The organism is Chloracidobacterium sp. (assembly GCA_016716305.1).
GTDB lineage: Bacteria > Acidobacteriota > Blastocatellia > Pyrinomonadales > Pyrinomonadaceae > OLB17.
Window position 1 is genome coordinate 494751 of the sequence record JADJWP010000002.1, and the last position, 14330, is coordinate 509080.

The window sequence follows — 14330 nt, forward strand, 5'->3', positions numbered from 1 at the left end:
TGCTGACAGCCGGTACAAACCTGGGCCTATTACATAATTCCGATTCCTCGAGATTTTATTCCGGCCAAAACCGTGCACCTGCCTACCTATCGGTCTTCACTTGCTTTGACTTCCTTAGGATCAGGCGGCCGCATTGGCATTCTGGGTTATCAACTGCCGAAGAACGTACTGGAGTATTCCCCCGTTCATATAATACTCAAGCTCTATCGGCGTATCGATCCTCAATATTACCTCGATCTCCTGTTTGGTCCCGTCGGCCCGATTTATCGTAAGCTTGACATTCTGCATCGGGCGGACGTTCGAACCCTCGAGCCCGGTCAGATCGAACGTCTCAGTCCCATCCAGACCGAAGGATGCTGCCGAATCGCCGGGCTTGAACTGCAGAGGCAAAACACCCATTCCGACAAGGTTCGAACGGTGTATCCGCTCGAACGACTGGGCGATAACCGCATTTACACCCATCAATCGGGTGCCCTTCGCTGCCCAATCCCTTGAGCTGCCGGTGCCGTACTCCTGGCCTGCAAATATCATCAGCGGTGCGCCTTCTTCTCGGTACCGCATGGCCGCATCATAGATCGTCATCTCGTCTCCCGATGGATAGTGCTTTGTAAAACCACCCTCGATCGGAGTGACCATCGTATTCTTGATGCGAACATTTGCGAACGTCCCGCGAAGCATCACCCGGTCATTTCCTCGGCGCGATCCGTACGAGTTGAAATCCTGAGGCTCGACGCCATTTTCCTGCAGATACTTGCCCGCCGGCGAATTCGCCTTGATCGCACCGGCCGGAGAAATATGATCTGTCGTGACCGAATCGCCAAAGATCGCTAACGCTCTTGCACCATGAAAGTCCGAAAAACGGCCCGATTCCATCGAAAAATCCTCAAAGAACGGAGGTTCCTGAATGTAGGTCGAGTTTGCGTCCCACTCATATAAAGTGCCCGTTGTCGATCGGACGTCATTCCAAAGCGGATTTTGCTCAGCAAACTCGGTGTAGAGCCGCTTGTAGGTTTCGGGATCATACGCTGTTTGCAGCATTTCGCGCACCTCATCTAGCGAGGCCCAGATGTCTTTTAGGTAGACCTCATTGCCATCTTTGTCCAAACCGATCGGATCAAGGTTCACGTCCTTCAGCACCGTGCCGGCCAACGCATAAGCTACGACCAAAGGCGGCGACATCAGGAAATTTGCCTTGATATTCTGATGGACACGAGCTTCGAAATTGCGATTGCCCGAAAGGACCGAGGCCGCGATTATGTCATTTTCAACGATCTCTTCTTCGATCGCCGGATCGAGCGGACCCGAATTACCGATGCAGGTCGTACAACCGTAACCGACGAGATTGAAACCGATCTCGTTCAAGTACTTTTGAAGGCCCGCCTTTTCAAGATATTCGGTGACGACCCTCGAACCGGGTGCAAGCGACGTTTTGACATATGCAGGGACCTTCATCCCGCGTTCGGCTGCCTTTTTTGCGACGATCCCTGCGGCGATCATCACCGAAGGATTCGAGGTGTTCGTGCATGACGTGATGGCCGCGATCAAAACATCACCGTTACCGATATTCGTTTGCGCAGGCGGACAATCTGCTCCATCCGGATCGACCCGATTCGGTGTAGGACGATTGTTCATCATCTCGACCTCGGATCGAACGTTTGTGTCTGCCGTACTGTCATTCCCGGACTGCACGACAGGTGACGACCTTTGGCTTTGGTCGCCGCCGCCGGAGACAAAGCCGTCCGAAGTCTCACACATCGTGACGACAAATCTCTGTTCAAGGTCCTCGGCCGATTTGCCGTAACCGCCATCCGCAACCGAAAGCGAAAAGAGCTCCTTGAACCGGTCGTCAAGATTCGACAGTTCGATCCGATCCTGTGGGCGCTTTGGCCCGGCGACTGCAGGATTGATGGTCCCAAGATCGAGATCGATGACCGTTGAATAGTCGACATCGCCGTCGCGCGGGATACCAAACATTCCTTGTGCCGTGTAGTACGACCGGATCGTATCTATCTGCTCTTGAGGGCGACCGGTTGCCGCAAAATAATCAAGTGTCTTGTCGTCGACGCCAAAGAAACCCATCGTCGCTCCATATTCCGGAGCCATATTGGCAATGGTCGCACGGTCGGTGGCGTTCAATGCCGCCGCGCCGTCACCAAAAAACTCGACGAACTTACCGACCACATTCGCCTTCCGCAGCATCTCGGTTATCCGAAGTACGAGATCGGTAGCGGTTGACCCCTGTGATAACTCGCCGGACAAGTGAACGCCGACAACGTCGGGCGTTAGAAAATACACCGGCTGTCCGAGCATCCCCGCTTCCGCTTCGATTCCGCCGACCCCCCAACCGACGATCCCAAGGCCGTTGATCATCGTCGTGTGCGAATCGGTTCCGACCAGTGTATCCGGGAAATAGACCCCGTCTTTCTCGAAAACACCTTTCGCCAGATATTCGAGGTTGACCTGATGCACAATGCCGATTCCGGGCGGGATAACAGAGAATCCTTTGAACGCCTGTGTTCCCCACTTCAAGAAGCGGTATCGCTGTTCGTTCCGGCGAAACTCCATTTCCATGTTCTGCTGATACGCCGATTCGCTGCCCGCGTAATCGACCTGAACGGAATGGTCGATGACAAGATCGACCGGTACAAGCGGTTCAATGATCCCGACATTCTTACCCATTCGGCTGACAGCAGATCGCATCGCGGCAAGATCGACCAAAAGCGGAACGCCCGTGAAATCCTGCAGTATGACTCTCGCGACGACGAAGGGTATCTCAGCCGTGCGCTCCGAATTGGGAAGCCAACCGGCCAAAGCTCTTACGTTGTCCTCAGACACTTTCTTTCCGCCGTCAAAATTGCGAAGCACCGATTCGAGGACTATTCGGATCGAGACCGGCAGGCGCGAAATGTTGCCAATACCGGCTTCTTCAAGCTTCGGAAGCGAATAAAAAAACGCGTCCGAACCGTAACCGGTCTTAAAAACCTGTTTTGAATCAAAAAGTGAGTTCGTCATAGAAATAAATTCGCAGTGCTTAGGGTTGAAATGCTTCTTCGGTGTATGAAAACTCGCTACGCTCGCAGGCGCAGCGACCGCACGAGAACCTTTTATTTTAGCATATCCTCAAACGGTGCTCGACGTCGCCGGTTATCCGCGACAGAACCGTCTCACGATATCCGCTTACCATCCCTTCCGCTTCTGATCCTGTTCAGCCAGTTAAGCCATCGGTATTTGTAGGGTCTCGGCGCTATCATCTCACTCAGACCGATCGTTTTTCGAGCGACGCCGTCGCGCAGGGTCAACGTCATCTCGCTCAAGAACGCAAGTTGATCGAAACTCGATTCGATGACCTTTATCGGCTTTATTCTCAGACGCACATTATCCTCGGCCAAAAAGGTCTGACGTTTGGGAAATCGGATGCCATATCGTGCGCGGGTTAGATTCTGCGCTTCGAACGACGAGCTTCGAATTTCGGCCTTTCCATCGCGAACGACCATCATCACACTTTCAGTTTCTGAAGTATTGCGGTCGCGAAGGCTGCAGAAAACCGCCGTCGAATCGTCAAAGTGCACTCTGCCCCAATGCAGTTCGTCGACCGATTCACAGATAGGGCGAATATCCGACCGGTGATCATGATATCCGGTTCCTCTGAAGTGACGGACCTCGGTCGCTCTTCCGCTTCGATCTTTGACGGTAATGCGGCCCGTAACGTCTGAACGCGGAGCCACGACATTCCAGCAAATACGGTCCGAGACCGAACTGGAAATAGCGAGCAGATCGGCCTCTATCGAAAGCCACTCGAAATGTGCCTCGATAGAGCTTCCGCCACTCAATGGTAGTTCGACCGCTACGAAGTATCCGGAACCGTATTCCGCGGTCTGAAACTTAAAGGACGATCTCTCGATCCTGCATTCCGGTATCGATCTGCCGGCGCTAAAGTCGGCGCTCGGAAACATGGCCGAGCTGTGATACCTTGCGGCCCCATTTTCTACGTATGTGAAGCCGACCGACGGCAATACTGGTGGGACGCCGGGCCCGAGCGATTCCAATTCGCGTTTTTGGGCCGACGACGGAAAGACGAAGTTGCTGTGAAAGCTGATCCGAACCGCCTCGGTCCCGTCATCGGAAAGCGCGTCAAAGTACCACCAATCATAAGCACTTCCTCCGGCGGTCGGGTGCCAGATGTCATGCTCTATGCTGGACCCCAACGAGACCCTGACCGGCGCGGAGCTTTCGAGGTCGTTTTTCATTGGATCGCTTGAGCGCGTCAACTAAAGAAGAACCGGTAAAAGAATCGCAGAATCGCAAAAATATGGCAAACTTTTCGGTGTAATTTGAATCTCTCTTGCGGTGATCTCGAACACTAAACTTCAGCCTAAAGGAGCGATCATGTTATTCAAAACCAAAGTAGTTCTCATTGCCGCGGTCACGGCCGTTGCCGTCTTTTCCGCCGCGTGCCCGAAACGGGTCAGTATCGCTGACATAAATGCCGATCCGTCAAAATATAATAACAAGGAGATCGCGGTTGCGGGCATTGTCCGAAACAGCTACGGTGTCAATATACCCGGAACACCGGTCCGCGGCGGTGCCTACGAGATCGACGACGGTACGGGCAAGATCTGGATCGTGACTGACGATGCTGTGCCGAACAAGGGCGCCGAGATAGGTGTCAGCGGCAGGATCGCCAGCGGTATCAGTTGGGGAGGCCGGAACTACGGACTTGGGATGTACGAGAAAGACCGTCGGTTTCGCCGAAAGTAAAGTTTTAAGTGGCCTGAATGAGGCCTCACGGTCAGCCGTCGACACGGTTGGACAAGATACAAATGGACCCGATCAAAGCTGCACTCGATTCACAATTCGTCAGGCTTGATCTTGATCGGCGTATTCTGTTGGCAGACGCCCGCGAGACCGACCTTTTTCCGCACTCAGTTGATCATGAGATCGCGGATGGCCGACTCTCATTCGGTGAGCTTTTGCTTCGGTCAGCGGCGGCCGTCGAACAGTCGTCCGGTGGAATAACTACGCGCCTTTGGGACGATCCTTTCGAATGGACGCTGCAGGAGACCTTGCATTCAAAGGATCGGATGTTTGCTTACTTCGACGAGGTAGAAAATGCCCGAGTAAGGGCCTTTAATGCCATTGGTGATGCGGATCTCGAAAAACTGATCCCGGCTCCGGAAGAGTTTCGGTCGATCTTACAAGTACTTCTCAGGACTCTGTCTGCGTCATCGCTTTATCTCGGTGCGGCAAAGGCAGCATTCAATAGCGTGAATTCGCAAAGCGGTTCGCCGTGACGTCCGTGTCCCCGGCATTTCGTTGGTGTTGTCATTCGAACAATTTCGTGCAAGAATTCGTTAGTTTGCGGGAATACTTGTCGGTTCGGAGTCGATAATGCACTGTCCTAGATGTGGTCAACAACAGCTCTCAAGCGAAACAAAGTTCTGCTCCCGGTGCGGATTCCAGCTCGGCCTTGTCGCAGAGGTCCTCGCAAATGGCGGATACCTTCCTCAGTTGAACGAGCTTTACAACAAGAAGACCGGATGGCTGACGCGTAAGAATGGGGTGATCTTCAGCGTATTTTGGTTTCTGCTTTTTCTGTTTATCTTTACACCCATCTTTGGCATTGCAAATGTCGATGAACTTGCAGGAGTCAGCGCGATACTCGGCGTCTTTGGCGGACTCATTCTGCTGATCGGTTCGCTGGTCTTGTTGAAGCCGCATCGGCCGGCCCCGACCTATGCTGTTCCGGAGAATATCGTCTCGCAGCCCGTCGGATTGTACGGAAATCCTGCAAACGCCGCCCTTCCGCCGATGCAAAGTCAGCCGGCGACGACGTACGCTCCGCCGGCAGCAGGCGCCTGGCGTGCTCCGGATACAGGTGAATTTGCCCGGCCCCCAAGCGTTATCGAAAACACAACAAAACTACTCCAAAAAGACGAGGACAAGCGCTAGATGCATTGCCCAAAATGCGGACAGGCTCAGATCAGCGACGAAACACGATTTTGCTCAAAATGCGGGTTCCTATTGACCGGCGTTGCGCAGATCGTTGCCAAAGACGGACTTCTTGAGATCGAACCAGGAGCCTCTTCGACCACACCGCGCAGGCGGGGTATTTATCAAGGGGTATTTATCTTCCTGCTTTCTTTTCTTGTTGTACCGCTTGTCGTGATGGCGACGATCGCGGCAAATATCGAACCGTATTTTGTTGTCGTCAGTGCCGTGCTTTTGACCGTAGGCGGGCTGCTCCGGATCGTTTACGCATTGATGTTCGAGTCAGGAGAGGTCGGCGGCAAGACACTCGAGCAAAGCGTTATCGAGATGTCGAAAAAGGTCGTCGGCTCGAGCGGCGACGTCCCAGCGCTGCCTCCGCAGCGGTCCACGCCGGCCTCATCCTACGCTCCGCCCGCCGCGGGTGCATGGAAAGATACCAATGAACTCGAGAAAACGCCGAATAGTGTGACCGAAACAACGACGAAATTGCTTGAGCGCGACAGCGGTCAGTAACCAATAGCGGCCCCGTCACTCCGCGGGTCGATCGCACCCATCCGAGTTCCTCTTTCATCGACCATTATCCCCGTCGCAGACGCAATATAGCCTGGCCGGTCCACAAATTTATGGCCATAGCTTTCGAGGATCTTTCTGGTGTCGGGCGATATCCCGTTCCGCTCGTAAAACAATTCGTCAGGAAACCACTGATGGTGAAAACGTGGAGCGTCGATTGCCTCCTGAATATTCATATCGTGATCGATGATGTTTATCACGATCTGCATCACTGCCGATATGATGCGTGGGCCGCCGCGACCGCCGACCGCGAACCAAAGCGACCCGTCCTTTCGCAATACGATCGTTGGTGTCATCGATGAAAGCGGGCGCTTTCCGGGCTCGACCTTGTTTCGCTCGCCCTGTATCAGACCGAACAGGTTCGGCTTCCCCGGGCGGGCTGCAAAATCATCCATTTCGTTGTTTAGCAGCACACCGGTTCCCTTTGCCGTCACCGCCGAGCCATAGAGGTCATTTATCGTGTAAGTGTTTGAAACCACATCGCCAGCCGGGCCGACGACCGTATAGTGGGTAGTTTCCATCGGTTCAGAACCCGAGACCGTGCCATGACCGACGGTATTGCTCGGCGATGTCTTCGTTGGGGAAAAATTCTCTATTCGCTTCTTTGCATAGTCCTTGCTGATGAGAGCGTCAGTCGGCACTTGCGCAAAATCCGGATCGGCCATGAACTCCGCCCGATCGGCAAATGCCCGCCGCGATGCTTCGGTATACAAGTGGATCTTCGCAGCAGAACCGGCGCCCATTCCTCGGACATCAAACCCTTCAAGCACATTCAGAAGTTGAAGCATCACGATCCCGCCTGAGCTCGGCGGCGGCATCGTGATGATCTCATAGCCGCGATAATTGCCCTTCAAAGGTGTTCGCTCGACGGCCCGATAGTTCTTGAGGTCATCGAGGGTGATCAAACCGTTGTTCGCCCTCATATCGGCAGCTATCAATTCGGCGGTCCGCCCCGTATAAAAGCCATCCGCACCCCGTTCAGCGATTCGGCCGAGTGTTGCCGCGAGATCGGTCTGAACATGACGGTCGCCGGCTTCGAAGTATTTTCCGTTGTTCAAAAAGATCCGGTTGCTGTCCGGATATTTCGAAAGATTGTTCTTATATGCCTTGAACAGCTCGGCAAGCCGGTACGACAGTACAAAACCATCCTGTGCCAAAAGGCGCGCCGGCTCGACCAGTTCGCTCCATTTCACTTTTCCCGAACCGTGCCTCTTGAACGCAAGTTCGAAGCCGGCGACAACGCCAGGCACACCCGAAGCTCTGTAACCAAGAGTTGAAGACCCCTCACCGCGAATGAGGTTCCCGTCCTTATCGATGAAAATGTCCCGATGTGCCGCAGCTGGAGCCTTTTCACGATAATCGATCGCTGCGGTCTCACCATTCGCTTTGCGGATCATCATGAATCCGCCGCCGCCGATGTTTCCGGCTTCGGGATACACAACGGCCAATGCAAAGCCGACCGCGATCGCCGCGTCAACGGCATTACCGCCGCGACGCATTATATCGGCACCGATCTTAGATGCGAGCTCGTGCTGCGAAGCGACCATCGCCGACCTTGCACGCGACACATCGGGAAACGCCGCCGAGGCGGTTCGTGAGGCTGGGATCCCGCTAAAAACAACGATCGCTAAAAGCGAAAGGACGAAAATCCGATTGAGTCGAAAGGCTTTCATACGCAAACTTTAACAGAGTTGATTTTCACGGACAAATTCCCGGTTTTTGGCGTCCGAGCTACATCGAGCCATGCGAAACTGCCGAACAAAGGTATGAAAACACCCATCGGCTTTTCAACCAATACCAAAAGCGATATAGTCGTTGTTCGACAGATCCGACAAACGGCCCGCTGCGGCCACCTATCACGATGATCGAAGGCGACAGTTGCATCAATGTTCTTAACGCGGCTTTCACCAAAACGAATGGTGCAGGAACTCGGGCGAATACGTTCGCGTGCACGGCGTGGCCTGTCTGATTATCGATTCTATGCCTACCTCGCGATCCTCGGCCCCGGGATGATCGCGGCAAATGCGGGAAATGATGCCAGCGGCATTGCCACCTATTCTTCGGTCGGCGCCGGCTACGGCTATTCGCTGCTCTGGGTCTTTATCCCGATGGTTCTCAGCCTCGTCGTCGTCCAGGAGATGTGCGTCCGGATGGGTGTGGTCACGGGGCAAGGCCTTGCCGACCTTATCCGCGAACAGTTCGGCGTCCGCTGGACCGCGGTGGTGATGTTGGCACTATTTGTCGCCAACACTGGCGTTATCATCTCAGAGTTCGTCGGCATCGCCCAAGCTTCTGAGCTCCTTGGAGTTTCAAGGTTCGTTTCGATACCGCTGACGTCCGCCCTGATCTGGTGGCTGGTCGTTAAAGGAACTCAGAAACGGGTGGAACGAGTGTTTCTTGCGATGTCGCTGGTGTTCCTGTGCTACGTAATTTCGGCTTTCCTGTCCGGACCCGATTGGGCCGCGGTGGGTTCGGGATTCGTTAGTCCGGCGTTTAGCCTCGACGCGGTCTATCTATTCACTATCATGGCGTTGATCGGCACAACTATCACGCCGTTCATGCAGGTCTACGTGCAGTCATCGGTCGTCGAAAAAGGACTCGATAAAGACGACCTGTCGCTCGCACGGTCAGATGTAATCGTCGGAACTACATTTGCGGTCATCATCGCAGCATTTATCGTTATATCAGCAGGATCTACACTTCACAAGGTCGGTATAACCGAGATCGATTCAGCGGCAACGGCCGCGGCCGCTCTTGCTCCGGCCGCCGGAATTTACGCAAAGTACATGTTCGCCGTAGGCCTGTTCGGAGCCGCGATGCTGGCGATGGGTGTTCTTCCGCTCGCTACCGCGTATTCGATCAGCGAGGCTCTCGGCTTTGAAAAAGGCATTTCACGGTCGTTTCGTGAGGCACCGATATTCCTCGGTATATTTACATCCTTGATCGTCATCGGATCCGTCGTCGCCCTGATCCCCGGAATTCCACAGATCAAGCTTCTCATCTTCACTCAATGCGTCAACGGATTGCTTCTGCCTGTCGTCCTCGTGGCGATAGTCAAGCTTGCCAATAATCGCGAGATCATGGGTGAACACGCCAACACCCGTGTTTTTAACGTATTCGCGATTTTGATCACGGCCGTCGTTTCAGCTCTCTCTCTACTATTGATTGGGCGAACGATTGCTGATATGTTCTAGCTCTTGTGCGGATATGCCGTCCCAAAATGTCAAGCGAAAGACCCTTTTCTTTTTAGCCGCTACGGCGATCCTGGCGATCGTCCTGTTCACGCTTCCGTTCGTTGAAGGCCTCATCCTCGGATACCTCAATACAGCCTTCGGCATTTCGATCTCAACGGACGGTAAGGTCGTTAATACTGACGGCACCTCGCTTGCAATGATGGTCTCGACGTCGATCGAGCTGATAGTTACCGTCTTTCACATCATAAAGATCGTTCTCTGGATGGCCCTGGTCATCGTCATTGTGCGGTTCTTCAGCTTTCTGATCTTTAAGACCGCGTTTCGCGGAGCCAGCCAGGCCGAGATCTCGTCGCTTATCAGAACCGTCCTGTCGATCATCATCTACATTGTAGCTTTCTTCATAATCTTTCAGTCGCAGTACCCTAACGTCCAGCTTGCGCCTCTCTTTACGGGTTCGACCATTCTCGGGATCGTCGTCGGTCTCGCCTTGCAGGATACGCTCGGAAACTTGTTTGCCGGCATCGCCCTGCAGGCGGATCAACCATTTCAGGTCGGTGACGTCGTAAAGATCGCAAATCGGGGTGAGGGCGTGGTAGAAAGCGTTTCCTGGCGTGGCGTGAAGATACGCACGTTTCAGAACAAACTTTTGATGATCAGCAATGCGGTTCTCGGGAAAGAGACGATCGAGGTCGCACCGCGCAACAATCTCAATGCCCGACTCGTGTACTTCAACACCATATACAGCAATTATCCGACCCGAACCGCTCAGGTCGTCCGCGAGGCCGTACGTCAGGTCGAGAACGTCTCGCAGAAGATAAGGCCGATCGTTCGCATCCGCGATCTTGGCGAAAGCGGCATCGAGTGGGAGGTCAAATACTGGTGCGAGGACTATCGGCGTTTTAACGAGACCGACGCTTTGATCAGACAGCGGATCTGGTATGTCTTCAATCGTGAAAAGATACATTTCGCGTTCCCGACACGAACGGTTCATATGGAACCGACGCCGGAAAAGGTCGATCCGGAAGAATACATCGATGCGGCGTCAGAACATATAGCCAACGTTGCCATCTTTGCTCCGCTTTCGATCGACGAGATCGAACAACTCGCCAAAACGTCTAATAGCCGGATATTCGCGCCCGGCGAGGTGATCGTTCGCGAAGGCCAGGAAGGCAATTCGATGTATCTGATAGTACGAGGCTCGGCGATAGTTCAGATAGACGACAACGGCCAAAAACGCACGATCAACAAACTCAAGACCAACGACTTTTTTGGCGAGATGAGCCTCTTAACGGGCGAACCAAGATCGGCCTCGGTGGTCACGGAGGAGGAGACCCAGGTCCTTGAGATACGAAAGTCGGCGATCAAGCCGATCTTTGACGCAAACCCGAAATTGTTGAGTGCAGTAGGCTCGATGATCGAAGAAAGACGTGCATTGCTGGGACCCGTCGAAAAACCTGACAGCGGATCGGTTCCTGCGGAAGAACGCAATGTGATCGCGTCACTCCGGAAATTCTTTGGACTAAAGTAAAAGCTAGAGGTAGATCAGGGCTTACTGAACGTTCTTGTCGTAAATGTCGTGGAGCACTTCAGATATCGGCTTACGTTCGGAAAATCGCTCGGTTCGCGTTTTCCTCGATCTGGTCCTGTTCTCGGATGATCGTGTACCGTTGATCGTCGGATCGAGGGTACGGTCAGGTTCTTGGCCCAAGCCATTTTCCTCAGTAACAAAGACCGGCATTCGCTCATCGTCCTCAGGTGCCGGAGGTGGCGTGTCCAAAATGTACTGATTCGACGGCGAGGGAACTCCATTTGCAAATTTCGTTCTGCTTTCTTCGAGCAGGACCCTGCCTCTGAGTCTCCGTGTCCGCTCAAGAGCACGAACTGCGGCTGAGGTTAACGGAGCGTCCGCCGGTTCGCGTTCGATCTTTCGCAACACCTTTACGTAGCTGCGCAGTTCAGGGGTCGGATACATGAAGGCCCGCTCGTCCGAACTTTCTTTTTCGAGAACGCCCGATAGATAATTCACGGCAGCTTTATGATCTCCGGCTTTGTTGTACAGGGCACCGAGCGTAAAACTCACCAGCGGCGGAACCACGCTCATTCTCTGCACAAGTCCTTCGCCGCGGCTTATCGTCTCGCTTATCTCAAAGCCAAACCACCGCCGGTCGTCATTTCGAAGGATCTCATTCGCCGAAAGGTAGAACTCGAATATCTCGCGGGTCTCGCTTTTAGAGCCTGACGAGAGCATCTTGACGACCAGATACGCGAACACCCCAAAGAAAAAGATCACGAATATCGGGATATTTGCGACGACCAACATCGATGCAATTACCCCAAATGCCAATAGATATTGGCTTTTCTCTTTGATCGAGGCGGGGATTCGTTTTTGAAGTGAAGTGTTACTCACAACATCAAAAGCCGGACGCTCGAATCAGCTGGACATCTCCGATTCGTGATCGCCTGCGGACCTGTGCCGCCGCTTGCTGCTTGCGGTCTTCGACTTGGAACTGGCGGTGTCATTGACCGTTTCATCACCCTTTTTATGTTCGCTGGGCCTTTTTGCTTTTTTCGCCTCTTCGTCCATCGCAAAGCCGAATCCTGCCAGAACGTCCATCAATTTGTCTGCGATCGTATACGGTGAATTTGCAATGTAGGCCAGCGTATCTCCGAGCGCCATCGCTTCGAGCTGCACTAGATTTGAGATCTTTTTGTCTAACGGAAGTTCCGCGAATTTCTTTCGATATTCATCGTCGATGTCACTTTGCGGTTCTGCGGCTTCTTCGGCCGTCTTCTTTTCCTTTGTCATAACTACAACATCTCCGGATCTTTCGATCTTTGTCTGACACGCCAGCCGGTCGATCGGATCGGCGGAGGCTTCATTCAGGAACTTAGCTTCGGTCTTTGTTTTCGGCGACAATAATTCCGCCCCGGACGTAATGCTGATCAAGCAATCATGGTCATTATTCTCGAGGTCACATGTGCCGACATTTCTTATTCCGAGCCGTCGTGCGGAATCTGACAGATACGACCCAACGGCAACCACGCCGTCGATGTTTTCCCGCTCAAACCTCACATCGCATTCCTGTGTCTTCATATCTTGCGGCTAACCACCGGCGAGCGACCTGACACGCACTCGCGGTTGCGCACCCGACGCCGCCGAGGCCGTCATTGTGTCCTTCGCGCTGCACTCCGAACATGACCCCCACATTCGCAGACTATGATGCGAAAGGCGAAAGCCGAATTTGTCTGCCATTTGTTCCTGTAAAGACTCGATCTCCGGCGAAAAGAACTCTATGACCTTGCCGCATTGGGTGCAGATCATATGGTCGTGATGTTCGTGGTCGTAATGATGTTCGTAGTAGGTCTTGTTGTCCCCGAAGCGTACTTCCCTGGCAAGTCCGGCTTCCGTTAACAGCTTGAGTGTGCGATAGACCGTCGTGTGCCCGACCGACGGATCCTTCTTTTGCACGATCCAGTAAAGGTCTTCGCTGGTCACGTGATCCTCGGTCTTCAGGAAAGTTTCAAGTATCAGGTCGCGTTGCCCGGTGCGCCGCAAGCCGGCCTTCTGGATATGCTCCAGAAAGATCTCTTTTTCTTTAACGAACTGCTGCGCCTTCCCTTTCATGACTATGCATCGAATTTTATCATTTAACGATACTTTTCTCCATTTTTATTCGCGCACGCATCATCATTAGTTTCGCCGGATCGGCGCCGCCGGCTTCTGCCAGTTCGAGCGAACGCTCTCCGAGCAGAAGGAAGATCTCGAGAACGTCTGCAGGTACGGCACGCTTCATAATTTCTATGTGGCGATCGAGAGCTTCGACGTCGGCCCGGGCGAAACTTCCCGTTATCGCCGAACTCGGTTTCGAACTCCGAAGGTTATTCACGGTGCTGGCAAGCAATGGCAACAGCAGTTCCTTTGCTCGCTCGGCATCGAGCCCGCAGGCGGTCAGCATTTCGATGGACACATCAAACAATGCAGTGACATGGCCCGCCGACGTCACGGCCGCCGCATGGTAAAGCGGCTTGAACTCCTTTGCGATCGCAAACGGTCTGGCACCAAGAGCCGCAGCGATATCCGTCGCTGCCGCCACCGCCGCCTTATCGCCTTCGATGCAAAAATGGGCGTCATGGAACTGATTCGATCCGGTTACAGGATCGCTTATCGAAACCAGCGGATGCATCGACCCGACCGAGCAGCCGTGTGATGCGAGCTGCATTAATTCATCTGAATCCAGAGAACCGCTTGTGTGCAATGCCACCGAGTCGGTTTTCATGCGTTCCGCGATCGAGCGTGCCGCGGCGCCTATTTCGGGGTCTCCGGTAGCTATGATCACGATCGAAGACGGGATCTCGGCCACGTCGTCCAATTTCGCGACCGTTGCCGGCAGTTCGGAAAGATATGACGCGGCATTCGCCGGATCGCGGACGATCAGGTAGTCAAGCCGGTAACCGACGCGACCAAGCGCAATAGCCAACGCCCCGCCCATCCGGCCCATGCCGACGATGCTGACACTTTGCATTGAATTACGATACTACCGAACGGGTTAAACGGAAAATTACGAGCAGCGGTACGTT

Annotated in this window: 13 protein-coding genes; 6 read left to right on the plus strand and 7 right to left on the minus strand. The window is 53.7% G+C overall.

Translation table 11 applies throughout. The features are described 5' to 3' along the window. Positions 1-120: 120 nt before the first annotated feature. Both IPM28_04105 and IPM28_04110 read right to left on the minus strand, forming a co-directional pair. On the minus strand, positions 121-3012 hold the full coding sequence (locus tag IPM28_04105; protein MBK9172175.1) for an aconitate hydratase: 2892 nt from the start codon (positions 3010-3012) through the stop codon (positions 121-123). A gap of 152 nt (positions 3013-3164) precedes the next feature. Next, complete coding sequence (locus tag IPM28_04110) at positions 3165-4247, minus strand: hypothetical protein (GenBank protein MBK9172176.1); 1083 nt, start codon at positions 4245-4247, stop codon at positions 3165-3167. Positions 4248-4386: 139 nt separating this feature from the next. On the opposite strand from IPM28_04110, the gene IPM28_04115 reads away from it, so the two are divergent. The 4 genes from IPM28_04115 to IPM28_04130 all read left to right on the plus strand — a co-directional run bounded on the left by IPM28_04115 (position 4387) and on the right by IPM28_04130 (position 6501). Further along, the gene (locus IPM28_04115) at positions 4387-4758 is read left to right on the plus strand and encodes a hypothetical protein (GenBank protein ID MBK9172177.1); all 372 of its coding nucleotides are present in this window, start codon (positions 4387-4389) and stop codon (positions 4756-4758) included. 62 nt (positions 4759-4820) lie between these two features. Then, on the plus strand, positions 4821-5291 hold the full coding sequence (locus IPM28_04120) for a hypothetical protein (GenBank protein ID MBK9172178.1): 471 nt from the start codon (positions 4821-4823) through the stop codon (positions 5289-5291). Positions 5292-5388: 97 nt separating this feature from the next. Beyond that, positions 5389-5949, plus strand: coding sequence for a zinc ribbon domain-containing protein (locus IPM28_04125; protein ID MBK9172179.1), 561 nt, complete (start codon positions 5389-5391; stop codon positions 5947-5949). Beyond that, complete coding sequence (locus IPM28_04130) at positions 5950-6501, plus strand: zinc ribbon domain-containing protein (GenBank protein MBK9172180.1); 552 nt, start codon at positions 5950-5952, stop codon at positions 6499-6501. It begins immediately after the preceding gene. Here IPM28_04130 and ggt read toward each other — a convergent pair. Further along, complete coding sequence (gene ggt / locus IPM28_04135) at positions 6495-8231, minus strand: gamma-glutamyltransferase (GenBank protein ID MBK9172181.1); 1737 nt, start codon at positions 8229-8231, stop codon at positions 6495-6497. The genes IPM28_04130 and ggt overlap by 7 nt on opposite strands. 243 nt (positions 8232-8474) lie before the next feature. Between ggt and IPM28_04140 the strand changes: the two genes are divergently transcribed. Continuing rightward, positions 8475-9752, plus strand: coding sequence for a divalent metal cation transporter (locus IPM28_04140; GenBank protein MBK9172182.1), 1278 nt, complete (start codon positions 8475-8477; stop codon positions 9750-9752). A gap of 13 nt (positions 9753-9765) precedes the next feature. After that, a complete protein-coding gene (locus tag IPM28_04145; protein ID MBK9172183.1) occupies positions 9766-11280 on the plus strand; it encodes a mechanosensitive ion channel family protein in 1515 nt (504 codons plus the stop codon). Between the two features lie 21 nt (positions 11281-11301). Here the strand turns inward: IPM28_04145 and IPM28_04150 are convergent, their stop codons facing one another. From IPM28_04150 to IPM28_04165, 4 genes are read right to left on the minus strand one after another with little or no spacing between them, the layout of a single operon-like run. Further along, on the minus strand, positions 11302-12159 hold the full coding sequence (locus tag IPM28_04150; GenBank protein MBK9172184.1) for a hypothetical protein: 858 nt from the start codon (positions 12157-12159) through the stop codon (positions 11302-11304). Positions 12160-12183: 24 nt separating this feature from the next. Further along, complete coding sequence (locus tag IPM28_04155; protein MBK9172185.1) at positions 12184-12846, minus strand: hypothetical protein; 663 nt, start codon at positions 12844-12846, stop codon at positions 12184-12186. Positions 12847-12855: 9 nt separating this feature from the next. Next, on the minus strand, positions 12856-13377 hold the full coding sequence (locus IPM28_04160) for a transcriptional repressor (protein MBK9172186.1): 522 nt from the start codon (positions 13375-13377) through the stop codon (positions 12856-12858). 19 nt (positions 13378-13396) lie between these two features. Beyond that, positions 13397-14275, minus strand: a complete 879-nt coding sequence (locus IPM28_04165) for a DUF2520 domain-containing protein (GenBank protein MBK9172187.1) — start codon at positions 14273-14275, stop codon at positions 13397-13399. Positions 14276-14330 lie beyond the last annotated feature (55 nt).

What these genes read in the sequence shown, in the direction of transcription:
- IPM28_04115 (MBK9172177.1), top strand. Translation starts at nt 4,387, where the DNA reads ATGTTATTCAAAACCAAAGTAGTTCTCATTGCCGCGGTCACGGCCGTT.
- IPM28_04120 (MBK9172178.1), top strand. Translation starts at nt 4,821, where the DNA reads ATGGACCCGATCAAAGCTGCACTCGATTCACAATTCGTCAGGCTTGAT.
- IPM28_04125 (MBK9172179.1), top strand. Translation starts at nt 5,389, where the DNA reads ATGCACTGTCCTAGATGTGGTCAACAACAGCTCTCAAGCGAAACAAAG.
- IPM28_04110 (MBK9172176.1), bottom strand. Translation starts at nt 4,247, where the DNA reads ATGAAAAACGACCTCGAAAGCTCCGCGCCGGTCAGGGTCTCGTTGGGG.
- IPM28_04155 (MBK9172185.1), bottom strand. Translation starts at nt 12,846, where the DNA reads ATGAAGACACAGGAATGCGATGTGAGGTTTGAGCGGGAAAACATCGAC.
- ggt (MBK9172181.1), bottom strand. Translation starts at nt 8,231, where the DNA reads ATGAAAGCCTTTCGACTCAATCGGATTTTCGTCCTTTCGCTTTTAGCG.
- IPM28_04140 (MBK9172182.1), top strand. Translation starts at nt 8,475, where the DNA reads ATGGTGCAGGAACTCGGGCGAATACGTTCGCGTGCACGGCGTGGCCTG.
- IPM28_04105 (MBK9172175.1), bottom strand. Translation starts at nt 3,012, where the DNA reads ATGACGAACTCACTTTTTGATTCAAAACAGGTTTTTAAGACCGGTTAC.
- IPM28_04130 (MBK9172180.1), top strand. Translation starts at nt 5,950, where the DNA reads ATGCATTGCCCAAAATGCGGACAGGCTCAGATCAGCGACGAAACACGA.
- IPM28_04165 (MBK9172187.1), bottom strand. Translation starts at nt 14,275, where the DNA reads ATGCAAAGTGTCAGCATCGTCGGCATGGGCCGGATGGGCGGGGCGTTG.
- IPM28_04160 (MBK9172186.1), bottom strand. Translation starts at nt 13,377, where the DNA reads ATGAAAGGGAAGGCGCAGCAGTTCGTTAAAGAAAAAGAGATCTTTCTG.
- IPM28_04145 (MBK9172183.1), top strand. Translation starts at nt 9,766, where the DNA reads ATGCCGTCCCAAAATGTCAAGCGAAAGACCCTTTTCTTTTTAGCCGCT.